19 protein-coding genes and 1 pseudogene are annotated in these 22,986 nt (G+C 60.9%); 11 read left to right on the forward strand and 9 right to left on the reverse strand.

Going from position 1 to position 22,986, the window contains the following annotated elements; all coding sequences use genetic code 11:
* Window positions 1-486 precede the first annotated feature (486 nt).
* The gene (locus VMJ11_RS19005) at window positions 487-1,236 is read left to right on the forward strand and encodes a CBS domain-containing protein (protein ID WP_325620934.1); all 750 of its coding nucleotides are present in this window, start codon (window positions 487-489) and stop codon (window positions 1,234-1,236) included.
* 106 nt (window positions 1,237-1,342) lie between these two features.
* Window positions 1,343-1,633, forward strand: a complete 291-nt coding sequence (locus VMJ11_RS19010; RefSeq protein ID WP_325620935.1) for a hypothetical protein — start codon at window positions 1,343-1,345, stop codon at window positions 1,631-1,633.
* A gap of 630 nt (window positions 1,634-2,263) precedes the next feature.
* Here VMJ11_RS19010 and VMJ11_RS19015 read toward each other — a convergent pair.
* Complete coding sequence (locus VMJ11_RS19015) at window positions 2,264-2,452, reverse strand: hypothetical protein (protein WP_325620936.1); 189 nt, start codon at window positions 2,450-2,452, stop codon at window positions 2,264-2,266.
* A 395-nt stretch (window positions 2,453-2,847) separates the two neighbouring features.
* On the opposite strand from VMJ11_RS19015, the gene VMJ11_RS19020 reads away from it, so the two are divergent.
* A complete protein-coding gene (locus VMJ11_RS19020) occupies window positions 2,848-4,146 on the forward strand; it encodes a TAXI family TRAP transporter solute-binding subunit (RefSeq protein WP_325620951.1) in 1,299 nt (432 codons plus the stop codon).
* A 309-nt stretch (window positions 4,147-4,455) separates the two neighbouring features.
* Here VMJ11_RS19020 and VMJ11_RS19025 read toward each other — a convergent pair whose 3' ends face one another.
* From VMJ11_RS19025 to VMJ11_RS19035, 3 genes are all read right to left on the reverse strand, one after another.
* The gene (locus VMJ11_RS19025; protein WP_325620937.1) at window positions 4,456-5,232 is read right to left on the reverse strand and encodes an alpha/beta hydrolase; all 777 of its coding nucleotides are present in this window, start codon (window positions 5,230-5,232) and stop codon (window positions 4,456-4,458) included.
* A 405-nt stretch (window positions 5,233-5,637) separates the two neighbouring features.
* Entirely contained in the window at window positions 5,638-5,949 is a 312-nt protein-coding gene (locus tag VMJ11_RS19030) for a DUF4148 domain-containing protein (RefSeq protein ID WP_325620952.1), read from the reverse strand.
* A gap of 333 nt (window positions 5,950-6,282) precedes the next feature.
* Window positions 6,283-7,869 carry a methyl-accepting chemotaxis protein gene (locus tag VMJ11_RS19035; protein WP_325620938.1) on the reverse strand — a complete coding sequence of 529 codons (1,587 nt, stop codon included), beginning with the start codon at window positions 7,867-7,869 and terminating at the stop codon, window positions 6,283-6,285.
* A gap of 454 nt (window positions 7,870-8,323) precedes the next feature.
* On the opposite strand from VMJ11_RS19035, the gene VMJ11_RS19040 reads away from it, so the two are divergent.
* Together VMJ11_RS19040 and VMJ11_RS19045 are read left to right on the forward strand one after the other, a co-directional pair.
* A complete protein-coding gene (locus tag VMJ11_RS19040) occupies window positions 8,324-9,565 on the forward strand; it encodes a cytosine permease (protein WP_325620939.1) in 1,242 nt (413 codons plus the stop codon).
* A gap of 68 nt (window positions 9,566-9,633) precedes the next feature.
* Entirely contained in the window at window positions 9,634-11,976 is a 2,343-nt protein-coding gene (locus VMJ11_RS19045) for a hybrid sensor histidine kinase/response regulator (RefSeq protein ID WP_325620940.1), read from the forward strand.
* Here the strand turns inward: VMJ11_RS19045 and VMJ11_RS19050 are convergent.
* The gene (locus tag VMJ11_RS19050) at window positions 11,925-12,662 is read right to left on the reverse strand and encodes a response regulator transcription factor (protein WP_325620941.1); all 738 of its coding nucleotides are present in this window, start codon (window positions 12,660-12,662) and stop codon (window positions 11,925-11,927) included. The genes VMJ11_RS19045 and VMJ11_RS19050 overlap by 52 nt on opposite strands.
* Window positions 12,663-12,806: 144 nt before the next feature.
* Here VMJ11_RS19050 and VMJ11_RS19055 point away from each other — a divergent pair, with 144 nt between their 5' ends.
* Complete coding sequence (locus tag VMJ11_RS19055) at window positions 12,807-14,267, forward strand: amidase (RefSeq protein ID WP_325620942.1); 1,461 nt, start codon at window positions 12,807-12,809, stop codon at window positions 14,265-14,267.
* Window positions 14,268-14,303: 36 nt separating this feature from the next.
* Window positions 14,304-15,608: a purine-cytosine permease family protein gene (locus VMJ11_RS19060; protein ID WP_325620943.1), complete on the forward strand. Its 1,305-nt coding sequence runs from the start codon at window positions 14,304-14,306 to the stop codon at window positions 15,606-15,608.
* Between the two features lie 172 nt (window positions 15,609-15,780).
* On the opposite strand, the gene VMJ11_RS19065 is transcribed toward VMJ11_RS19060, so the two are convergent.
* Window positions 15,781-16,722 carry an AEC family transporter gene (locus VMJ11_RS19065; protein ID WP_325620944.1) on the reverse strand — a complete coding sequence of 314 codons (942 nt, stop codon included), beginning with the start codon at window positions 16,720-16,722 and terminating at the stop codon, window positions 15,781-15,783.
* A 114-nt stretch (window positions 16,723-16,836) separates the two neighbouring features.
* Complete coding sequence (locus VMJ11_RS19070; protein WP_325620945.1) at window positions 16,837-17,940, reverse strand: mandelate racemase/muconate lactonizing enzyme family protein; 1,104 nt, start codon at window positions 17,938-17,940, stop codon at window positions 16,837-16,839.
* A gap of 275 nt (window positions 17,941-18,215) precedes the next feature.
* On the opposite strand from VMJ11_RS19070, the gene VMJ11_RS19075 reads away from it, so the two are divergent.
* Both VMJ11_RS19075 and VMJ11_RS19080 read left to right on the forward strand, forming a co-directional pair.
* Complete coding sequence (locus VMJ11_RS19075) at window positions 18,216-18,566, forward strand: HdeA/HdeB family chaperone (RefSeq protein ID WP_325620946.1); 351 nt, start codon at window positions 18,216-18,218, stop codon at window positions 18,564-18,566.
* Window positions 18,567-18,600: 34 nt separating this feature from the next.
* Entirely contained in the window at window positions 18,601-18,804 is a 204-nt protein-coding gene (locus tag VMJ11_RS19080) for a hypothetical protein (RefSeq protein WP_325620947.1), read from the forward strand.
* 261 nt (window positions 18,805-19,065) lie between these two features.
* Here VMJ11_RS19080 and VMJ11_RS19085 read toward each other — a convergent pair.
* Window positions 19,066-19,278 (reverse strand): annotated as a pseudogene (locus VMJ11_RS19085) (winged helix-turn-helix domain-containing protein); the annotation flags it as partial.
* Between the two features lie 156 nt (window positions 19,279-19,434).
* Between VMJ11_RS19085 and VMJ11_RS19090 the strand changes: the two are divergent.
* On the forward strand, window positions 19,435-20,214 hold the full coding sequence (locus VMJ11_RS19090; RefSeq protein WP_325620948.1) for a phosphoribosyltransferase: 780 nt from the start codon (window positions 19,435-19,437) through the stop codon (window positions 20,212-20,214).
* A 417-nt stretch (window positions 20,215-20,631) separates the two neighbouring features.
* Window positions 20,632-20,940, forward strand: coding sequence for a hypothetical protein (locus tag VMJ11_RS19095; protein WP_325620949.1), 309 nt, complete (start codon window positions 20,632-20,634; stop codon window positions 20,938-20,940).
* Between the two features lie 669 nt (window positions 20,941-21,609).
* Here the strand turns inward: VMJ11_RS19095 and VMJ11_RS19100 are convergent.
* Complete coding sequence (locus VMJ11_RS19100; protein WP_325620950.1) at window positions 21,610-22,407, reverse strand: FUSC family protein; 798 nt, start codon at window positions 22,405-22,407, stop codon at window positions 21,610-21,612.
* Window positions 22,408-22,986: the final 579 nt, after the last annotated feature.

Genomic DNA, 22,986 nt, shown 5'->3' on the forward strand with positions numbered 1-22,986 from the left:
CTATGACAGCATGTCCGATGCCCAACCAGAAACGCAACGCCGACATGATTTTCCGGAGCGACCACCAGCACGCATCGAAGAAGGGTTGATCGGCACCCCGCCCCCGCGGGCGGCAGCGAACCGGCGTCACGGAACCAGCTCGACAGCTTTGCATGGGGCCGGAATAAGCGCTGATGCGCTAACTCCGGTTGCCTGCGGCTGCGGGGCGTGTCCCCGGCTATACTCCTGTTCCCCGCGGTTCCTTCATCGTTATTCACCCGCATATCGCTCCACCGCATGTCGCTTGACAGCGTGCCCGGCCGTTTGCCGAAAGTCGGTACGGTGCCGTACCGCTTCGGCTTCAATGGAAGTGTAGTCTCGACCGAAGGAATTCAGATTGGCAGTGAATGCCCGGCTTACCGTTGCGCAGCGAGGAGGCCGTCGACCGGCTGCGATCCGGTTGCGCGGGCACGTCGCGGCGAGGCACCCGATTCAAGGAGTGACACCATGCTAGTCAGAGACGTGATGAAAGCGCCAATCTGCATTCAGGCAGAAGAAATGCTCGACGTAGCTGCCCGAAAGCTCAAGAAGGAAAATATCGGTGCCCTGCCGGTATGTCACAACAATAGGGTAATTGGCATGATCACGGACCGCGACATCGCAATGCGAGGCGTCGCAGATGCGCGGGATGTCGGCCGAATGACCGTGCGCGAGGCGATGTCGGCCGAGATTCTGTTTTGTTTCGACGATGATCCGGCCGGGGAAGCTGAAAGGATCATGCGCCAGAGTCACGTACAACGGCTGGCCGTCCTCGACCGAGCGGACCAGCACCTTGTCGGCATCATTTCGCTGACTGCATTGAGCGGCGGCACTTCCGAACGGCGACCTTACGAGGTGATCTTCCACAAGACACTGCTCGACCACTGCGGCCGCCCACATCGTAGCGAGCTGATGCGGGTCACGGTGGCCCAAGGGACGAAGGAAGAGGCCATCGCCACCGCCACCCGCCAGTTCGAAGGGATCAATAAGATCAAGATGTGGGATCACCTCGCCGACGGATTCGACGTCACAAGCGTGCGTGTCGATGCGCGCGGCGAAACGGTTGAAGTGCGCGAGCCAACATCGAGGAGAGCGGCGAGGATACTGCTGCGCGCCCATGAATTGTGGGAGCGCGCGGGTACCCCGGAGGGCCGCGACAAGCAGACATGGGAGCAAGCCGCCGGCGAGATCGACCGCGAAGGCGCCCCTCAGGAGTGAAGCCCCGTAAGTGCCTTCGGTGCAACCGTCACGCGGGCACTGCGCGGTGGCCGTGCGAATCCGGTCCGGTCGGGACACCGCCCCGGCTCGAACGCTCGGCGCGTGCGTGAAAAGCCGCTACAGCGTCGCGCAGCCCACACACACGCCTTCATCGAGCAACCACCCCGCCGCCCCGAGGAAAGCAATGTCACGCGATTTATTTTCAAAAGATCTGAGCCACCTCGAATACGTTCTCCCTCTGCTCGAGCGCAGTAATCCCTTTTCGCTGGCGTACTGGCGCTCTCGCGTCACGTCGCTGGTGGCCCAGCAGGATCTGCTTCCCGATGGCACCCGACGCGTCACCCGGCTGCTTAGACTCTTGAACGAAATCGAGGGCGTATCGAATCATCGCAAGTGACGTCGCTGCCCGCACTGCAGTACGATGGCCGCTTCCAGCATCCACGGTATCGGCACCCAGAACTTGTCGATCGCTCCGCGTAACGGGTGCGCCGACGTATCAGGCACTAGTTGGCCGGCCCATCGGGAGTTCGTAGCCAGGCATGGCATGGACCACCACCCTGCATCGGGTACGGAACCGTACCGACTTCAATCGAGGTTGCGAGCACCGTGCCTATAAGAGACGTGAAACCTGTGCTTTCGCGCTCGACAAACCAACTACGCGTTGATGATGCATTTACCCGGCGCGAATAAGCTAAGGAATCCAGATAAAAAAGCAAGCACGCGTATGGACGCTGATCGTGCTGTCTCTGATTGTCAGCCTGGGCGCGTGCGTCATCGTGCCTGGCGGCGGGGATGACGATCACCATGCCCGCGACTACCACGAGGATCGCGGCCATTACCAGGACGCGAGACCACGCATATGATCAGGATTGCGACATATCCTGAATGAGCGCGCTCCTGTTTATCAACACCCATCGCAATGGCAGCAAACCAGCAGGAAGCAGACTGCAGCGCCAATTTCGATGGGTGCAAATCTACAGTCTCGCTGTAGCCCTGCGTATGACGAGTCCAATCCGATCCATCGGAGCTATGGCCGGCTCAACCACAGCCGGCCTGCGGCCGTCATGTTGATCGCGCCGCCAGTGCGCGACTCGTATGCAAGTCCCCGACCCAATAGCTCTTCGGCTGCGGTGCGCGCCGCTTCTGCCTGGGAGTCAGGAATTCTATCGAGGGATTTGAGAACCTCGACCGCTTCTGGTGAAAGTTCGCTATACATGGTGGCCTCCTATTTAGCTTTCCTAAGGCTGACATCATGATGAGCCGACGAGAACTCTCTGTCTGTCCGGTAGCGATTAGTTGGATTGCCAGCCTGGGCGCGTGCGTCATCGTGCCTGGCGGCGGCGAAACCTCCTGGGCGATGTCCCTGATCGCATCGGACGATCGGATATTTGTCTGCGAACCCGGTCAGGATTGGCACGCGCGCGCCGGCGTGGCTCGACATGATGGCGCTCCCGACAGATACACCGGCACCCGACTCCATTCATTGGTATCTTAGACACATCTTCCATACCGGATCATGGTGCGCCGCGATCCTTACAGCGACAAAACCTGGAGGGGTGGGTAACGATGCCCAGACACAATCCAGCGCTGCAACGCAGCCACAAGGCGCCCATGACCCGGGCGAGGCGGCGCTTTCTGATCGTCGGCGGGATCGTCTTGTTGGCCGCGTTTGGCTGGCTCATGGCGATCGTGGTCGAACCCGCGTTCCAGCGCACCATCGTCATGACCAGCGGGGCGGACAATGGCATCTATCGCGGCTTTGCGGATCGCTATGCACCCATACTAAAGCGCGCGGGCATCAAACTCGATATCCGCAGCTCTTCCGGCTCGGTGGAGAATTACGAACGGCTCAGAGATCCGAACAGCGCCTACGAAGTCGGTTTCATTCAATCGGGCACCATCAGTCCGAAAGAGACCGACAATCTGCAGACAATTGCTGCCGTGTCGTACGAGCCGATCTGGGTATTCTATCGCGGCGATGCCACGCTCGACCGGCTCTCGCAACTGCGCGGCAAGAAGATTTCGATAGGCGTGCCTGGCAGTGGCCTGCTCAACGTTGCGCAAGTATTGCTCGGCTATAGCGGCGTCACGAGCCAGAACTCCACACTGGTGCAAATGGATGCCTCCGCAGCTTACCGGGGGCTCGAAAGCGGTAAGATCGACGCGGCCTTCTTCATCGGCAGGCCCGACGCCGACATGCAGAAGACACTGCTGAACAGCAATCTCAAGTTGATGAGTTTCTCGCAGGCCGATGCGCTGGTACAGAAGTTTCCGTCGCTTTCGAAAATCGTCTTGCCGCGCGCGTCGACGAATGTCGCTGAAGATCTGCCGCGCGCCGACGTCACCCTGCTCGCGGCAACGGCGCTGCTCGTATCGAAAGACACGATGCATCCGGCGCTCGTCTATCTGCTGCTCGATGCGGCCCGCACCGTTCACGGTCGTGAGGATTACTTCACACCGCTCGGCACGTTCCCGAACCTGCGCACGGAAGAATTCCCGATCTCGGACGAAAGCGTTCGCTACTTCAAATCCGGCCAGCCGTTCCTGTATCGCTATCTACCGTTCTGGCTCGCAAGCCTGATCGAACGACGGCTGTTGATCCTCGTGCCGTTCGCGGCGCTTCTGATCGGCTTGCTTCAGGCATTGCCGCGCCTGCTCGAAGCGCGGATGAAAAAGCGGCTGCTGGTCTGGTACCGCGAGATCAAGGCGCTGGAGGATGAAGTGTGGAACAGCAGCGAGCCGACCCGCTCGCAGATCGCGCAATGGAGCGAGGACATAGAGAATATCGACGCGAACGCGAACCGGATACGGATTCCCTATCGTTATTTTCAGGACGTGTACGCGCTCAAGCAGGCGATTGGCGTGGTGCGCGACCGGATAGCGCATGTTGCGCAGAGAGCGAAGGGGTAGTGGTACGTATAGTGGTGCGAACAACATCGAACTGATGATGATAGCGGGGCCCGAAGCCTGGCTACGCACAGGCAAACTGAACCGCGTCAGTGCTGAACACAGCCCTGAGCAGTTTCGTCGACTCAGGCGACTCGAACCATGCACAAGGAGTCGCGCGCGCAATATCTGCGCACTTCCTTTCATTTTTAAAATGTAATGTGATTTCGGAAGCAGCCGGGATATCGCGTTGGGCACGCCCCGATGCTCGCGCAGCATGAGGCGCGAGTGATGATAGTCGTCGCCGTGGAGGCTCTTGCTATCGCTATCGCCTCATTTCGCTGCGCCGCTTTCGCTTTCGATATATGGCGACACCCACGCTGCGATACAACGTGCTACATACTCTGCATCTTTGCTGTCGCTCAGTAGATGGTCGGCTCGACTCAGCGAAATGAAACTCTTCGGATGCTTCGCCGCAATGAAGATCTTCTGTGCCTGATCAATGGCGACGGTGTCGTCCAGAGGAGAGTGGAAAACAAGTAATGCCCTCTTCAGCTTCGCAACCTTCTCTTCCAGGCGGTATTCTTCGATGTCCTCAAGAAATTGCCGCTTGATTGTGAAGTCCCTACCGGCAAGTTGAACGGTCAATGCGCCCAGTTTCTCGATTGATTCGATGCTGTCTTTGAACAGATGCTTAATGTGCCGTACGTCACCAGGCGCTCCGATCGTTACGACCGCTTTTGATTCGGGTATGTCGAAAGCGGAGGCCAGCACTGCCGCCCCACCCAGACTATGTCCGATCAGGATGCGTGGGGCCTGATACTCCCTTCTGAGGAAATCCGCCGCCGCCAACAGGTCGCCAAGATTGGAGGAGAAGTTACTGTTGGAGAAGTCGCCGTCGCTATTGCCAAGCCCGGTAAAGTCGAAGCGAAGTACCGCAATCGACTGCTCATTCAGCACCCGTGCAATCCGCGAAGCAGACTTCAAGTCCTTACCGCAAGTAAAGCAATGTGCGAACAGCGCGTATGCGACAGGCTTGTCAGGAAGCTCAAGGAGTCCGGCCAGTGATTCGCCTTGAGTGTTCTCAAAAGAAATCTTCTGCTTGGTCATTGCGAGGCTCCCTGGAGTGAAATGCACAAAGAAGCTCAGCCCTTCGGGCCGCCGGCGAGCGGTGGATCCGTGCCATCGTCGCCCGCCGGCCCTGGCGAAGGCAGGTGCCTGCCGAAGTTCATTTCGAAGTCGCCCGGAACTCCGCAGGCGAGGTCACGCAGCCTGGCGCGGCGGGCCTGCAACGACAAGCTTGGCCTTCGTGATGGGTATTGCCTGAAAGATAGTCCGTGACGGGCACGTGTCCCAGCGGGAAGCACGCGCCCTGCCGGCTTACTGCGTGACGATGTTCGTCGCGAACTCGATGTTGCCGCGATTCATCATGCAAAACAAAGGGGTATGAAGGTCGAAGTGCTGTCGCGTCCACCAAGGCCGCATCGAGCCGTTCTCAGTAGACATGATCGACCGCTATTGACTTGCGCCCTGTCCAATACCGGCTTTCTTTTGCGCGTCCTGCAGATCCTGCGGATAGTTCTGATCATTGGCGCGACCGGGCTGATAGCCCGCAGCCTCGAGCTTCTTCAATTCGGCGTTCTTTTTCGCCCGCGCTTCCTTTCGGGCCTCCTTTCGCTCCGCCTTGGTTGGCTTTGCAGACGAAGCACCTTCCATCACTGCATTTCCTGCGCCCGAAGCCTCGTTCTGCGCGAAGGCTGGCGCAACCGCGCTGACCCCAATCGAAGCTGAGGCGAGGAGAACGATCATATGTTTGGCGATACGCATTTTCTGCCTCCCATGCTCTTTCAATAAATGCATGAAGCGGCCCAGAAAGGGTCCCAACGGCAAGTACAAAGTATAGGACACGAAAATATCGCTCGAGAGCGTAACCGTGCGCGCCAATGTGCGGAGCCTGCCGCCGCACTGGCCGCGTCGTTCTAGCGGACCGTGAACGGCTTCTGCAGCGCTAATCCGGCTTCCGTGCCGAGATCGATCGAATAGATTGCGGCCGGCCCGTGCTCGCATCACGCGCGCGCCCCTGTCCACCACTTGCGGGCTGTCTGTGCCATGGCCGGCACACCATCGGGTCCGTTACCGCGTGGACCCTGTACGGATCACTCAGGAAGCTTCGCTGTGCGCGCCGGCGACGTTGAACACAGCCACCGCCTCGCGCAGATCCGCCGCGCCGCCAGCCAGCGTTTGCGCGGCTCCAGCGACCTGCTCGACGAGCGCAGCGTTGCGCTGCGTCGCCTCATCCATTTCCGTCACGGCGCGATTGACCTGTTCGATATCGTTCTTCTGCGCGGCGCAAGCCGTCGCGATATTGCTCATGATGCCGGTGAGTTCATGCACCGATCGCACGAGTCCGGAAATACTCTCGCCCGCATCGGCAACGAGACGGGACCCCGCGTCGACGTGCCCAGCCGATTCGCCGACCAGCGCCCTGACCTCCTTCGCCGCATCTGCGGTACGCTGGGCCAGCGTGCGCACCTCGCTCGCCACCACGGCGAAGCCGCGCCCCTCGGCGCCGGCACGCGCCGCTTCGACAGCCGCGTTGAGCGCGAGAATGTTGGTCTGAAACGCAATCCCCTCGATCACGTCGATGATCTCCGCGACACGCGCCGAACTGCCCGCAATGTCCTCCATGGTCGAGACCACGCGCCCGACCACCTCACCGCCCCTCCCCGCCGCTTCCGAAGCCGCGTGGGCGATGGTGCTGGCATGGGCTGCATCGGCCGAGCTTTGCGTCACGGCGGTGGTCAGTTCGGCCATGCTGGCCGCGGCCTGTTCGAGCGCGGCAGCCTGTTCGTCGGTGCGCTGCGAGAGGTCCATGTTGCCTGCCGCGATCTCGCCCGCGCGCACCGCGATCGATTCCGTCGAGGTCTTGATCTGTCCGACGATGGACATGAGTTGCAAGCGCATCGATTCGAGCGAAGCCATCAAACTGCGACTGTCATTGGGCCGCAGCGCCACCGATACCGCGAGGTTTCCGCCCGCTATTTCGCTGGCGAGACGCTGCGCCTCGCCCGGATCGGCGCCGAGCTGCTTCAAGATGCTGCGCGTGATCAGAATCGCCGCCGCCACGCCTGCGCAGAGCGCCGCGACCACGGCGGCCACCGTAACGACTGCAAGGCGTGACCACGTAGCAGCCGCGGCGTCCGCCGCCTCGCGCGCGCGGCCCTGCTCGAGCGCGAGCAACTCGTCAAGCGTGGCGAGCCATGCGACCTGCTTCGGCCGCACTTCATTCACGAGCACTTTTAGTGCAGCATCCTGATCGTTGGCGAGCGCCCAGTTCATCGCCTCCTTCTCGACCAGCGGCAAGGTCTGTGCCTCTTCGTCACGCAGCGCGGCGAAAAGGCGGCGCTCTTGCCCGGTGGTGAGCGGCGAGGCGTCGAACAGACGACCCAGTTCTCGGTAGTTTTCCGCATAGGAAGCCTCCTGCGCCTTGATCGCCGACTGTTCCGCATCGACGTCGCTTTCATTGGTCATCACAGCCATGTTGCGGATCGCAATGGCGATACCGCTCACCGCCCCGCGCAGGTTCGTCGCGCGCATCGTTTCGGCATCGTGGACGAGCACGATATCGTCCAGTTTGCTGCGAATGCTGGCCATGCCAGCCAGGCCAACCACCGACAAGGCGACGAGCAAGGCGAGCACGACGCCGAAACCGGCTGCCAGCCGGGTAATAACGCGGGTTTGACCCATGGTGTTCACCGTAGCGTCGAGAGCCGCCAGGCGTGTCGGGCCGTCTGTCACCGTCGGCCGTCATTGCGGCTCTGCATCGCAGACCGCCCGGAAAGGATTCGCGGGCAACGCGAGAGATTGAATGGGAATCGGGATGGCGGCTGCGCGCCTCAATGTGGAATGGCCGGCCCGGCAAGGGCGGGGCCACGTGCGCGCATAATTCTTCTGGTAGTTTTCGGAATCGCGAATGGCCTGCTTGTTGCGCCGGTTCTCATCATTGCCCCGAGTATTTGAAGTCAGCACGTCGCAATGCGGTGCTGTGTCCATTGTTCTTGGGGACCCATGCTATTGCAGGCGATGCAGTGGAAATTATTGTATTTTTCCTGTTTTCAGTCGTTCGTATCGGCGCCCTCTCATTTTCGATGCCATGAACCCACTTCACGATGCAAACGGCGCCGATACCAGGCCAATCCCGTTGCCAAGCCGGCGCGGGCTCATCTTCCCGGCGTTCGCGTGGTCCGGCTTCTCGTCTGCATTTGCCTCCATTATCGTCGGCAGTCAGTTGCAGGCCTCCCTCGGCACGCTCGACGCGCTGTTTGCCGCGATCCTCGGAAACTGGATCCTCTTCATCTATTCCGCGGCAATCAGTTTTGCTGCCGGCCGCTGGGGCTTAAGTTCTCAACTCGTGCTCGAAGCAGTCTTCGGCCGCTGGGGTGCCGTCATCCCGGGTGCCTTACTGGGAGCGCTCGTCACGGGCTGGTTTGCCTTTCACGTTACGGTGACGGCAACCATCCTGGCCGCCGCGCTGCACCTGCAGGTCGACTCGACACTCGCGATCTGCGTGATAGGCATTCTGTTCGCGATGCCGGCCATCGTTCGCATCAGCCGCGGCTTCAACATGACTGCGATTGCGATCCCCGCGATGGCCCTGTTCGCGGCAGTCGTCTTTGCGCATCAGCTCGTACCCAGGTGGTCTGTGCTGCTGGACGGTCCGATCGGCGGATCGTTGCCGTTCGGCACCGGCGTATGCATTGCCTTCGGCACCTTCGTCGTTAGCGGCACGATGACGGGCGACATCGTGCGGTTTTGCCGTACCGGGAACGAAGCGGTACAGGCAACGGCGTTCGGCTTTCTGCTGGCGAACCTTCCGTTCCTGATCGTGGGCGTACTGGTCGCGGCATCGGGCGCGAGAGTCAACGATCTGTTCACCGCGGGCAATGCACTGTCGTGGTTGCTGCTTGCGCTCGTCGTAGTGTCCAACTGGACCACCTGCGACGCGTGCCTGACAAACGCCGGAGTGACTTTCAAAAGTGCATTTCCGACACTGCCATGGATGGGCGTCGCTGGGGTCGCCACGCTGCTCGGCATTATTCTGGCCGTCACCAACAGCGTCGGCGATGTGTCCAGCTGGACCTTGCTGCTCACCGCCATTGCATCGCCGATCGGCGGCGTGATTATCGCGGACTACTACGTCGTGCGCGTGCGCGTGGGGTTTTCGCGTACTCGCGTGGCGCGTGTGAATCTGGCCGCCCTGCTCGCAACAGGAGCGGGCATGCTGGCGGCGCTGCTGTGTTACCGGCTGGCTCCCGCGGTGATCGCGCCTCTCATTAGCGCGCCCGCAGCCGGCTGCCTCTATCTCGCGCTGTCCGGTATGGCCTTGCATCGTCTGGGCGCGGATCTGGGCGGCCAGTCTGCCGGCGCGGAAGCCATCGAATGACACGTATGTTCGGCATCCGAAACAAAGCGGTCGGCCCGCGTCCGCCTGCGGAATCGAGGACCGCCATTGTGGTGATCGTCCTGGTCTCGTCGCTTGCGTTTCTGCTTTTTCAGGCACGTAAGGACGCGCTCGACAATCTTCTCCTGCATCAGGCACGTCTCGCTATCCAGCTAGCGGCTGCCGAAACCGTTGCCGATACGTCAGCCGGAGTGAGGGTCCTCGACGAAGGCCAAAGCCATTCCAGCAGCCGGCTCGCGGGCATCGCCGCGTGGCCGGGGCAGCAAACCGTCGCGGTTCCTCTCGGTACAGGCTGCGCGGGAAATCCCGCCTGCCGTGATCTGGCGGGGGCGCAGGACGAAGACACCCAAGGCCGGTTCGTCATTCGAAAAGGAGTGCTATTCGCTTCGCTTCGTGGCAACAAGGTCGCGGTCATGACGTCCGCGCCGCTTTCCGCGTTGGCGGCAGGGCTGTTCGGCCGCATCTCGACGGATATTGCCGGCGTGTTCTTCCTCGCGGGTCTTCTCCTGCTCGTGCGCGAGAGCCGCTTGAGCGACTACTCGGTACACCGCCTGCTGGACGCATCCCCCATTCCCCTTCTGCTGATCGATGCGCAAGGGCAGATCGAATTCGCCAACCGCCAGGCGTTCGATCTCTTTCTTGATGATCCGCTGCGCTCGCCCGGCAAACTGCAGGAAGCGCTGCGGCGCGAGGAACAGCTCTTCACCTGGCTCACCTCCGAAAAGGATACGGCCGATGCAATCGAAACCAGCGAATTCGAGACCGGCGGCAACGTCGGTGCTGCGCGTCATCTGCTAGTTTCGCGGCAGTCGCTGGCCGTTCGCTCGAAGCGAATGATCATCGCGAGCGTGGCGGATATCACGGTGAGACATGAAGCCGAGATCGCACTCGTCAAGGCAAAGAACGCGGCCGAGGCGCTCGAGCGCATGAAGTCCGAATCGCTCGCAATGATGAGCCATGAATTGCGCACGCCGGTCAACGGCGTGCTCGGACTTGCGCAACTGCTCGTTCAACATGAGCTTCCGAGCGGCGCTGCACAGATCGTGCGCCGAATGATTCAGGCAGGCAAGACGCTCGCCGTGATCATCAACGATATCGTCGATCTTGCTATGCTCGAAGTCCAGCATATCCGGCTGGAACGGCGTCGCTTCGATTTGCGTGAAGTGATCACGGGCGCGGCCACGCTAGCGAGTGCGGCCGCCGCCGAGAAGGGGCTGATGGTCCGCGTGAGCACGCTTGCACCGTTGCCACCCGCCGTGATCGGCGACCCTGCGCGCTTGCAGCAGATCATCATCAACCTGGTGAGCAACGGCATCAAGTTCACCGAGTCAGGGCATATCGAGGTCAAAACGGATGTTGCCGCACGTGCCGACAATGCGATCGAGGTTGTCGTTGAAGTGACCGATACGGGGATTGGTATCGCGCCCGAGGTCATCCCGCAACTCTTCCGGCCGTTCTCACAGGCGGAAACCGGGCACGAAAGGCGTTTCGAAGGAAGCGGCCTGGGCCTCGCAATTAGCAAGGGTTTGGCTGAAGCGATGGGCGGCTCCATTTCGGTGCGCAGCACGATTGGACACGGTTCTACTTTCTCGGTGTGTTTGCCGTTCGAAGTGGCGCAGCTTGAAGAAGACGCCCCGAATGCGGCGCTCGCGTCGCGCGTGCTGGTCGTGGACGACGTGGCGCTCAATCGTGACGTCGTGAGCGAATTGCTGCGCGCCGAAGGATGCGACGTGACCGCTGCGGGCTCGGGGCAAGAAGCGCTGGATATCCTCGAGAAGCAGCATTTCGATCTGATACTGATGGATATCCGCATGCCCGTGATGGACGGACTCGCCACCACTGCTGCGATCCGTTCGAGCCGCGAGTCCAACCGCCATACAGGACCGATACTCGGGCTAACCGCGAATCCGCTGCCGACCGACAGGCCGCTTTATCTATTGCGTGGCATCGATGGGATCATCGAAAAGCCAGTCGAGGTAGAAAGGCTGCGCTCGGCGTTGAGAGAGGCGGCGCTGCCGGCACAAACCGCCGTGATCGAAGAACCGGAGCGCATCGCACGATTGCGCCAGAAGCTGGGACAGAATCGAACGCTGCGCATCGTCACCGCGTTTGCGCAAACGGCCGCGGACGCAGTGGAAGGCATTGCGACCGGCTGCGCCCGGATCAGCCTCGACACGGTCGCGGAAAATGCGCATCGCCTTGCGGGTGCCGCTTCGAACGTCGGGTTTGAGCAGTTGGCCCACGCCGCTGCCGACCTCGAACAGATTGCGCGGACAGGAAGCGCGGCGGAGGTTTCGAATGCGGCGTTGAATGTCGTCACGCTATACCGGGGCGTGCAGCGCTACACGCGCGACTTTTTGTCGTTCGCGGCTGCGGGTCCCGAGAACAGATAGCCGGCACCGTGAACGGTTTTGATCAGGTTCGGGTTGTCGGGATCCGCCTCGATCTTGCGACGCAAACGACGTACGAGCGTATCGATCGTTCGGTCCATCGACTCGAAGCGACGTCGCTTGATTGCCGAGATCAAGCGCTCCCGCGACATCACCTGGCCTGCGTTCCTCACAAATACAAGTAGAAGATCGAACTCCGCGGTCGTGAGCGGCACATTTGCGCCCGCCGGATCGGTCAGGCTGCGGCTGCGCGCGTCGATCAGAAACTGGCCGAAGGAGAGCGTCGAAGGCGCAGTGATGCTGCGGCTGTGCGCCACTCGTCGCAGCAGGTTGCGCACGCGCGGCAGCAGCTCACGCTCGTCGATGGGTTTCGCGATGTAGTCGTCCGCGCCGTATTCGAGGCCGAGAATGCGATCGACCTTGTCGTTGCGGCCCGTGATCAGAATGATGCCCATCTCGGACTTCTCGCGCAGATCGCGCGTCAACGACAGGCCGTCGCGTCCCGGCAGGCGGATATCCAGCAGCACGAGATCCACCGGACGGATGCGCATTACGCGGTCCAGTTCGTCAGCGTCGGCCGCGCAACAGATGTCGTAGCCCTCCGCCTCCAGAAAGCCTTCGAGTGTTTCGCGAATGGACGGATCGTCGTCAACCACGGCAATGCGCTGATCGGGCCTGCTCTGCTGCATGGGGTTCCTCACGAATTCCTGGCTCGGCTGTTCACAAATTTTAACAAACCGACACAGCCTGTTCAATTGACACGGCAGACTCGTTCACAAGATCGCCCGATAGTGATCACACCCGCGAAATAAAAGCGACATCAGGAGATGAGCATGGACATCAAGCAGCAGATTTGCGGTATGGACGCCGTCGGCCTCGCGAAGGCCATTCGCAGCAAGGAGCTTTCGCCTGTTGAAGTGCTCGAGGCTCACCTCGCGCGAATCGAGGCGGTTGAGCCATCGATCCACGCGTTCTGCACGATTACGTCACAACAGGCGCGCGAGCAGGCGCGAGGCCTGGAAGCGCGCATTCTGCGTGGCGAAGACGTCGGTGCATTGGCGGGCGTGCCCGTCGGTATCAAGGATCTTGTTTCCACGGCGGGTATCAGGACCGCTTCCGGATCGCCCGCGTACAAGGACTTTGTGCCGGAAGAGGATGACGTCGTTGTCGAGCGCCTGAAGCAAGCCGATGCCATCATCGTCGGCAAGACCAACGTGCCGGAATTCGGATACAGCGGCGTCGGCCACAATCCGGTTTTCGAAACGACCCGCAATCCGTGGAATCTGGACATGACGCCGGGAGGATCGAGCGCAGGTTCCGGCGCGGCAGTGGCCAGCGGCGAGGTTCCGTTTGCGATCGGCAGCGATGGGGGCGGATCGATCCGCATTCCGGCGGCGCACTCGGGCATTTACGGCATCAAGCCTTCGATGGGGCGCGTGCCGCTCTATCCTGGCTGCCGCGACGAGCGTTATCCGGGCGTGTCGAGCTGGGAGAGCCTCGAGCATATCGGCCCGATGAGCCGAACAGTGGCCGACAGCGCGCTAATGCTGTCCGTGATCGCAGGGCCCGATTCGCGCGACCGCCATTCGCTGCCGAGCGCCGGTTTTGACTGGCTCAAAGCGCTCGACGGAGACCTGAAAGGGCTGCGTGTTGCGTACAGCCCGGACTGGGGCTACGCGGCCGTCGACCCGCAGGTGCGCCGCGTCGTCGACGACGCGGTTCGTGTCTTCGAGCGCGATCTGGGCTGCAGCGTCGAGATCGCGCATCCCGGCTGGAGCGATCCCTTCGACGCGTTCTGGGCCATCGTCGCGATGGATACCGACCTCAAAGGCATGCGCGAGATGGTTGCGCAATGGGGCAAAGAGATGTCGCCGCATCTGGTCGCGTTCCTGAATCATCCGTGGACCGCGGAGGACTTCACCAACGCGATGATTACCCGCAAGAGCGTAGTCAACAAGATGTGGCGCTTCATGGCGAACTACGACCTGCTGCTCACGCCGACGCTGACGGTTCCCCCGTTCCCGGTCCATTGCCAGGGACCTGAGAAGACCGACGGGCGTATGGTCGCCCCCACGCAGTGGCTCTCGTTCACCTACCCGATCAACCTGACGGGACAACCCGCGGCCTCCGTGCCGGCGGGCTTCACGAGCGATGGCTTGCCGATTGGTCTGCAGATTGTCGGGCGCCATCTCGACGATCCACTCGTGCTGCGCGCTTCGGCGGCGTTCGAGCGCGCGCGTCCATGGCGCAACGCAGTGCCGCCGCTGCTCAAGGAGCTCGGCCTCGTGCAGTGACCAGCCTGTCCACCAAAGGGAATCCAGGGGAAGATCATGACCAGTTCGACCGAACAGCATGGGCTCGACGAAGAATTCGAGCACCAGCCCGTCCCGCTCTCGCATCGTCACCGGCTGTCTTCGGTAGCGGCGGTGTGGTTCGGGTTTCCGATGATCATTACGAACGCGGTATTCGGCGGGATCATCGCCTATAACCTCGGGTTTTCGCGGGCGCTGCTCGCGATCCTGATAGGCAATGCGATTCTGCTCGCGTACGTCGGGACGTTGAGTTTCATCGCCGGCAGTACCGGCCGCAATTTCGCTCTGCAGGCCGAACGAACGTTTGGCAAAAAGGGCTACGCGATTGCATCCGGCTTTCTTGCGAGCGTCGTTGTCGGATGGTACGCATTTCAGACCGGCCTCACCGGCACGACGCTCCACGCGTCTTTCGGCTGGAACGAAACGGCAACCATCGTCGGAGCCGCCATTCTCTATACGGCTGTGACGTTCATCGGCATTCGCGCGCTTTCGATCGTCGGCATGATCGCCGCGCCGCTCTACGTCGCACTCGGCCTCGTCGCGCTCTATTTCATCGGTTCGGAGCATGCGCTGGGCGCTGTGTATCTTTACAACGGGCTCGGGGTGAACAGCCTGATGACCTTCGGCGGCGCAGTCACGCTGGTGGTGGCGACCTTCGCCGATTCCGGCACGATGACCGCCGACTTCACCCGCTGGTCAAAAGACGGCAAGAGCGCCGTCTACGCGACCCTCACGGCGTTTCCCTTTGCGAACATGATCGCCCAGCTTTTCGGCATCCTGATCGTATGCTCGGGGGCAGCCGCTGCGCCGGCGACGCAGGGCGGCGAGTTCATGTCCGTGCTGACCAGCCATGGCAGTGTCTTGTCGGGCATCGCGCTGATTTTCGTCTTCGTCAATCTCGGCTCGGTATGCACGCATTGCCTCTACAACGGTGCAGTTGGGTGGGGCCGCATCGCGGGCAAGAAGATGCGAACCATGACGGTGCTGCTCGGACTGATTGGCGGCTTGCTGGCCGTAGCTGGCGTGTGGAGCCTGATTTTGAACTGGCTGAACCTGCTCGGCGTGCTGGTACCGCCGATTGGCGCAGTCATCATCGTCGATCAGATTTTCGTCCGGCATTACTCGTACGACGATGACGTGCCGAGCTTCCGCGGCAGCGCGTTCGCCGCATGGGCACTCGGCGCTTTCGCAGCGTTGCTCGTGCATGGCATGGCACCATGGTTTTCCGAGGCGGTCGCGGGGATGCTGGTAGGCGCGGCAGCGTATTACGCACTGTCGCAGACGGCGAAGCGCGAAGTGCGTCAGCGCAACGGCCTGCTCTAACCGACTATAAGAGACCATTCGCCGTTTGGCGGGATCGCCAAACGGCAGCGCAGGCCCCGCTCCGACTCGCGGCCAACCTGAAAGCGCCGTTGATGCATAACGAGTATGACGAAGCACCTCCAATCCATCAGGACTGCGATTCTTGCGCGATTGGCGTTCCGTACAACAGACGTCACGCCGCCGCAAGGCCGCCATCGATCAGATAGATCGCCAGTGAGAAAGTCACCACCGAAACGACGGTGCTTGCGAGAATAGAAGTCGCGGCCTCGCTTCGATAGGTGCCGGCTTCATTGGCGAACATCGCCGGGATCGTCGCTGATGGCAGCGCGCACAGCAGGATCATCTGTTGCGCGTATGCGCCCTTGAGCGAAAGCGCAACGATCGCCGCGATCATCAGTGCCGGGTGAACCAGCAGCTTGAGCCCGAGGTTCATCCACACTTCGCCGGACATGTTGAGCCTCACCGATGACATGATCAGGCCCAGGCATAGCAGCGAAACGCCGGGCGTTGCCTTGCCAAGCAGGTTCAGGGAGTCGGCCAGCACCGGCGGAAGCTTGATGGCGAACAGTGAGAGCAGGATGCCGATAGCCGGCGCCCAGAGCAGCGGCTTGCGAACGGCGCCGGCAATACTTGCGAGGAATGCCTTGGCACCACTTCCCTTGCCACTGGCGATCTCGAGCAGCATGGTGGTGAGCGGAATCATCACGAGGCTTGCCACGAGATTGAGCACCAGCACCGAATACAGGCTGCCGGGACCAAACATCGCCTGCAAGATCGGGATGCCCATGAATGCACCGTCCGGATAACCGTTGACGAAGCCTTTCAACGCAGCAGCCTTCAGTTCGCGATAGCGATACCAGCCAATCGCAAATGCAACCGCATACATCCCCATCATGCCAACGAATGTCGCGACGAGGAACCGAAAGTCGAGCAACTGCGAGCGCGGCGTGCCGGCCATGCCGGCCAGCAGCAACGCGGGGAAAATCCAGTTGAGCACGAGCCGGCTGATCAGCCGACTATCCGAGTAATTTAGCTTGCCGCGCTTGCCTGCAACAAATCCGAGCGCGATGACAAAAGCCACGGGGACCAGCGGCCCGGCGATACGCTCCAGCATGTCGAGTCTCCTTTACGCTTGCACCGTTGCCCATGCGGTTTCGCTTCTGACGCACACTGCGTGATGCGGATGGCGCACTGTTGCTTGCGCGCGGCGTGTTCACGCGTGACATGTTCAGCCCACTCTGTATTCGCGAATCACGTCGGGGTCCGGTTCGATGCCGAGCCCCGGGCCTTGAGGCACGGCGATCGCGCCGTTCTTTGGCATGATCGCTTCGCCATAGAGTGGCGCTTCCAAGTCGAAATACCGCCATTCGACGAGCGCGCCCGGGCCGCCAAGCGCAGCGCTCGCGTGCACGCTTGCGAGCAGGCCCGGACCGTCGTAGAACGAGTGCACCATCACTGTGGCGTTGTGCGCGTTGGCCAGTGCGTACACCTTCCTCAATTCGGTGAGTCCTCCCATCTTTGCCGGACTCGGCTGAACAAAATCGACAGCGCTCGCTTCGAACAGATGCTGGAAGTCCATCAAGGACGATGCGTTCTCGCCGGCAGCCACCGGAATCCGCCCTTCCTGCCTCACCCGCGCGAGTCCTGAATAATTTTCCGGCGGCCATACCGGCTCTTCGAGCCAGCGCAAGTTGAAGGGCCGCAGTTTGTCCGCCATGTCGATGGCTTCGCGCACAGTCCAGGGACAGTTGACGTCGAGCGTAATGTCGATGTCGTCGCCCGCCGTTTCGCGTGCCGCGCGCACGGCGCCGACATCGATCTCGTGCAACTTGAGATGGCGAAATCCATCGCGCAGCGCGCGCGCCACGTTTTCCGCGACGACTTCGGGGTCGGAGTACCGCGTGAGGCTGGCATAGCTGCGAAGCTCGGTCGCATCGGTGCCGCCAAGGAGTTGATGCACCGGCTTTCCGGCGGCTTTGCCCGCGATGTCCCACAGCGCGATGTCGATCGCCGAGAGACCGTACAGGAATGCGCCACTGCGGCCGAATACGTGGAATTTCTTCTGCAGGTCGAGCATCAGCTTTTCGATCTGCGTGGCATCCCGACCGATCGCTTCAGGAGCGAGAACCGTGTCGATGGCGAGCTTCGCGACGGGAACGGCGGTAAAACCGAATGTCTCTCCCCAGCCGACCACGCCCGTGTCGGTGGTCACCTTGACGACGAGGGAGTCGACGGTCTGCAAGCCGCCTTTGCCCCACACTGCGTCGCTTGAGCGCCCGCCCGTGGTAAACGGGATCCGCAACGGAATCGATTCGATGTTGGCGATCTTCATGATGGTCCTTGGAATTGGGTTTCCACTGAGCCAAATCTAATCGGGTCGCCACCAGTTACGAATACCTTGCGCGGACAAACAGACTTGCGTGCGGGTAACAAATCGCACGTATCCTGGCCGTCGCCTGCACCGCCCCCCCCCCGCCCGATGCCCCCCCTACACTGCCTGAGCGTGACGGGATCATTTTCAGCTAACTCTCGGCCTTTACGATGAGAACCATCAACGCACCCGCAAGGCTCCGTTGTTTGCATTCCTCAATTCTCGGGAGAATCGACATGAAACACCTTACTGCCACTGCCACCCTCGTTACCGCCCTTGTTGCCGGTCTCTGTGTCTCCCCGCTCGCGCTCGCGGACACCGCAAAACCCGTCCCAGCCGTTTCACCCGCAAAGATGACCTGCTCCGACTTCCTCGCCGTGGACGACGCTTACAAGCCAGCGCTCGTCTACTGGGTCTCGGGCGTCGACAAGCTCGGCGTGAGCGAGACCGTGACGACGGTCGTGGATGTCGCGACACCGGTGGCTGCCGTCGTCGGCGAATGCCAGAAAGCGCCGCACGCACCGCTTGCAAACAAGGTGCACGAGCTCTACAAGAGCGGCCGCCTCGCGCTGTTCGAGCGTAGCTAAGCGTCTCCGTACACCCGTTATTGCAGGAGCCGTCATGAAGCTCAACCATGATCAGAAAAGCGCCCTGATCCAGGCCTCGAAGCTTGGCATCGAGTATGTCGACACGACGATTCTTCACCTGAAGGCCGAATGCCCCGAGGCCTTCCATACAGAGAGAACGTTGCGCAAGCGCCGATTCCATCACCAACCGGCCACGGACGCGCCGCATTGCAGCTTCGTGGTGGACCGCAATTCGTAGCTACGTAACCGCGTTCGATTCCGGCTTTTCCTTCGGTATCCTGATCGGATGCCAGAACTGCCAACGTGACCTGCTTCGAACCGGCGACGTCCTCACATCGGATCCCGCGCTTGCCATGGATTACCATGGCGAGCAATTTCGCCTTGCATATCGTCGATTCCCGGTCGTGCGACTTCGGTGCGTGCGATGATAGCCAAGCGTTCGTCGTCGAGGCCATTGAGGAATTCTCTCTTCCGGACTCGCCGGCACTCCCTTGCGTCGCTATCCATTGCCAGCAGTTGCCCCCATACGCATCGGATCACCCCTCACGGCCCAGCCGAGACCGCGCACATCGCGGATCAGGTTCTTCCCGAATTTCTTGCGCATCGTATGGATCAGCACATCAACCGTGTTGCTCTCAATCCCCCTATCCCAGCCGTAAATTCGCTCTTCCAGCTGGTTGCGTGAAACGATTACACCCGGCTTTTCCAAAAGGCGCGCATCATTGCGCATTCACGCAGCCAGGGTAAAGCGGGACGGGACGTGTGCATGAGCTGTACGACAGGTCATCGGTGGTGCGGTAAGTGCGAGACAGACTCGCCCAAGCGGTTTCGTCGACTATTTGCGTCCCTTAAATGGAGCCAAAGATAGATGAACACTGAATTTCACAGATTCCCCATTTACTTCTATAGCTACGACGAAATAGAAACCTTTTGCCTTTCTCAAAGGGAGCAACTGGCCAAGGAAAATGCAGGCTTGATCTTGGGCATCTTGCGCGGAGGGGGCATACCTGCCCTGATGCTATCCCAGATGCTGGGTATTCCCGTGGACTTTATATACTATGATCGCCGGGAAGCAAGGGCTGAAATAAAAAACAAGGACGTATTGGACTTGATTGATTCCTGCATCAAGGAAGGCAAGAAAATCTTGCTGATAGACGATATTGCGGGCGTTGGATATACGCTGCTTACTTGCTACGAGTATTTACTGTCTTTTACCAAGGACCAGTCTTTAATTAAAATTATGACATTGGTCCACCACGAGAATAGCAGAACAAAACCTGACTACTTCAAGGATTGCTCTGCGGTTCGCGCAGTCTTGCCGTGGGAGCGGTATGTTACGAGTCGGCCATGCATGGATGATTTCGCAAGCACGGAGGAGGCGCTGATAGACGACCAACGTTATAAAAAGACATTGGCGATCAACGATCCGGTCATCCCTCTGAATTTGAAAGATGACTGGAAGATAGATTATCAGATTGAACACAATGGCGACTGCGATTTAACCATGGATTGCATCAAAACCATCGGGCCCGAGGAGATTTACTGCAACAACGAATTACTGTCAAGTCTCATCCTGGAGAAATTTCCATTCACCATAATTTACAAAACAATCAATCAGAAGAGATATAGAATAATCCCATTCGATTGATTCTTGAATTCAGAATTTCCCAGGTCAATATCCAGCCTGACCTAAAATCGATCTGTAATCGCGGATTGGCTAGCTGACCGCGTGAACGCCAGTGACGCGATGATCCTGGCGCCTGGTCTTCAGCCCCTTTTTCCGGTCATTTTTTGAGCCTGTACAGCGGATCGCTCTCATCCTCGCCCCCTGGAGTCGGATGGAGCTCTCACGACTTGCTTACCTTGGCATGCTGCAAGGGCCGCGTGAACCTGGCGAGTTCGAGCGCGCAACGTTTTTCGCGTACCTGGCCAGCAAACGTGCGCCGATCGCCCCCCGTCGAACTAATCTCCCCGGCTGCCGCCGCCCCCGGTGACGCTCGAACCGCTTTCCACGCTCAACAGGACGGACTACGATCACACTGTCAACTCGAGGGAGGTAAACGCTATGGCTACGTATGGCGTCGACGGTGTGCGCATTAGTTCGGCGACGGACCGGGTCACCCATGTGCGTTGGGCGCAAATCGATCCCCAGACCCACAACTGGCTTTCGACGCCCACGATATCCGAGGTGTCGGCCGTAACTCACGACATCCGCGCAGGTGCTCTCGTGTATTCCGTCTTTACGCTAGGTGGCATGAGATTCCTCGGGCCGAAGATCAAAGCAGTGCCGCATCCCAACGGGGTAGACGGAATCGATATGGAAGTGCCGGACGGCAGCGTCGAGAAGTCGATAGACGACTTGCCGCGCGTCTAGGCGAACCAATTGGCGATCGACAGACCGCGGCGCCAGTGGCTCATAGGTGAAATGTTGGCAACTCGCGGTCGGTGAGGACAGCACTCAGTACCGGCGAGGCACGCCCGGTGGGCATTTGGACGGCCTGGACAGAATGCCCTGGAACCTGATGGTGAAGCGAATGGTGGGCCGGGTCGGGATCTCATCGTGGCCGCCCGGGCCCGCCCCACAAGGGATCTCCCGATGTGACGCTACCCGGTTACCCCCAGATCTACTCCCAAACGACGGCGGAATCGAATGGAATCAGTTTCCGGGAGACGCTAGTCCTTCACTGTGTCGCGGCTGTGGCGACGACCAGCTCACGATGTCGCCAATTCGCAACGCCCACGGTTGGAAAGGTCTGGTCACGAGCCAACGGTGCTCAGTCGATCGCCGGACAGTGCGGCTTTCCCTCGCGACCGCGGGCGCGGCGCTGGCCGATCTCGTGCCCGCCATCCTTCATGACGGCGAGGAACGATTCCTGAGCGGTCTCGACCATCGCGTGCGCGAAATGCTGCGCAGACTGCTGTGCCCTGCCGCCGGCCCCGGCGAACCCGCCGTGTGCGATGGTGGCACCAGTGCATCCTCTCACCACGATAAGGTTTGAGCGCGGCGGAGCTGCCGATTCGCACGGGGCGAAAGCGTCTACTGTCACTTCCGATCCGGAGCGGCGGCCGCGCGTGCAGTCGTGGACGGCATCAGTAGCACGGCTGCGGCGAGCGAGACGAAGCATCCGGCGAAGACTTCCTCGATACGCAATTTCGCAAGCGGGACGATGGCGAAACCAAGCTGGCTGTATGCGAGCCCGACGAGCATCGTGATAAAGAACACGCCGCGGGCATACGCATGAAGAATGTAATAGGCCCAGCCGAAAACCGATAAGGCCATAGCGGTCACAAGAAACCAGGTTTGGTGGCCGCATACGGTAATGAGCAGCACGCTGACCGCCGCGCCCGTCGACGTGCCAGCAATGCGCTTCATGACGCGTACGCGCGTGCCCTGATACGAGGTCGTCCCAAGAAAAACGACGAACGTACTGATGACCGCCCACATCGAGCGGTCTTCCGACAACTCGCTGCCCGCCACCATGGCGAGCAGTGCCGCGACGGTGGCGACCAGGGCCGGCCGCCATGCGAGCCGGTGAAGCCGATGCGCGAGCACGGCGGACAGGGGCCGCCCGGTCGGCCGTCCGGTCACGAGGATGTCGGCCACATAACGCATGGCCGCGCCGGCCCATGCCTTCGAAGCCACGATGGTATGGGGCAACGAGCACGTGAACGATGGCGCCGGCGCGCCGCACCGCTCCATTGGAATGACGACGCGCCCGACGAATGCGACGATGAGCGGAACCATCGCCATGGCGGTCAGCATTTCCATCAGCCGCGTGTGGGAAGGATGCAGATACAGGCCGAGGTAAAAGGAAACCAGCGTGAGCAGCGCGGCGCCCACAGCGCGGGCGCCGAGCGATTGGCACAACAAGCCCACGAACACGACCAGCAGCGCCCCGGTATCGCGCAGCGCGGGCTGCGAGGCGAGTGCGGCGGCACCGGCAAAGGATACGCAGGTGCACAAATAAAGAATGAGGAGCGAGATGAGCCAACTCGTCCAACGCGCTTCGCGCAAAAACAAAGGCGCAATCATCGCGAACAACGCGCCAGGCACAGCGAGAGTCGGCGTTTCGTGATGCTGTAGCGCCCAGGACACGCCCAAGCCCGCCGTCAGCAGACAAGCGAGCGTCGAACGTGCGGCGCCGCGCAGGCGCGCGAATTCGGGGTCCTCTACAAGTACGCGTTGGAACGCGCGTGAGCAGGCGGCGGCGATCATGGTCGACGATATCCGTGCATGTCGGCAACCAGGCTTGTGGCCGTGGCCGATGTCCGGGCATGGCAGCCCGGCGTTGGGGTGGACACCTTATGCGCACGCCTCCCGGGATCTCCGGTCTGGCGCGCGCCCGGCGAGGCGTACTCCCGGGCCGCAACCAGTCTCCGTCGAGGGTACGACGCGAGGCAGGCGGCCCGGGTTTTCCCG

The organism is Paraburkholderia sp., from assembly GCF_035501035.1.
In the GTDB taxonomy this organism is placed as follows: Bacteria; Pseudomonadota; Gammaproteobacteria; order Burkholderiales; family Burkholderiaceae; genus Paraburkholderia.

What these genes read in the sequence shown, in the direction of transcription:
- VMJ11_RS19075 (WP_325620946.1), top strand. Translation starts at nt 18,216, where the DNA reads ATGAAACACCTTACTGCCACTGCCACCCTCGTTACCGCCCTTGTTGCC.
- VMJ11_RS19065 (WP_325620944.1), bottom strand. Translation starts at nt 16,722, where the DNA reads ATGCTGGAGCGTATCGCCGGGCCGCTGGTCCCCGTGGCTTTTGTCATC.
- VMJ11_RS19030 (WP_325620952.1), bottom strand. Translation starts at nt 5,949, where the DNA reads ATGCGTATCGCCAAACATATGATCGTTCTCCTCGCCTCAGCTTCGATT.
- VMJ11_RS19025 (WP_325620937.1), bottom strand. Translation starts at nt 5,232, where the DNA reads ATGACCAAGCAGAAGATTTCTTTTGAGAACACTCAAGGCGAATCACTG.
- VMJ11_RS19060 (WP_325620943.1), top strand. Translation starts at nt 14,304, where the DNA reads ATGACCAGTTCGACCGAACAGCATGGGCTCGACGAAGAATTCGAGCAC.
- VMJ11_RS19090 (WP_325620948.1), top strand. Translation starts at nt 19,435, where the DNA reads ATGAACACTGAATTTCACAGATTCCCCATTTACTTCTATAGCTACGAC.
- VMJ11_RS19035 (WP_325620938.1), bottom strand. Translation starts at nt 7,869, where the DNA reads ATGGGTCAAACCCGCGTTATTACCCGGCTGGCAGCCGGTTTCGGCGTC.
- VMJ11_RS19005 (WP_325620934.1), top strand. Translation starts at nt 487, where the DNA reads ATGCTAGTCAGAGACGTGATGAAAGCGCCAATCTGCATTCAGGCAGAA.
- VMJ11_RS19050 (WP_325620941.1), bottom strand. Translation starts at nt 12,662, where the DNA reads ATGCAGCAGAGCAGGCCCGATCAGCGCATTGCCGTGGTTGACGACGAT.
- VMJ11_RS19055 (WP_325620942.1), top strand. Translation starts at nt 12,807, where the DNA reads ATGGACATCAAGCAGCAGATTTGCGGTATGGACGCCGTCGGCCTCGCG.
- VMJ11_RS19015 (WP_325620936.1), bottom strand. Translation starts at nt 2,452, where the DNA reads ATGTATAGCGAACTTTCACCAGAAGCGGTCGAGGTTCTCAAATCCCTC.
- VMJ11_RS19070 (WP_325620945.1), bottom strand. Translation starts at nt 17,940, where the DNA reads ATGAAGATCGCCAACATCGAATCGATTCCGTTGCGGATCCCGTTTACC.
- VMJ11_RS19095 (WP_325620949.1), top strand. Translation starts at nt 20,632, where the DNA reads ATGGCTACGTATGGCGTCGACGGTGTGCGCATTAGTTCGGCGACGGAC.
- VMJ11_RS19080 (WP_325620947.1), top strand. Translation starts at nt 18,601, where the DNA reads ATGAAGCTCAACCATGATCAGAAAAGCGCCCTGATCCAGGCCTCGAAG.
- VMJ11_RS19020 (WP_325620951.1), top strand. Translation starts at nt 2,848, where the DNA reads ATGACCCGGGCGAGGCGGCGCTTTCTGATCGTCGGCGGGATCGTCTTG.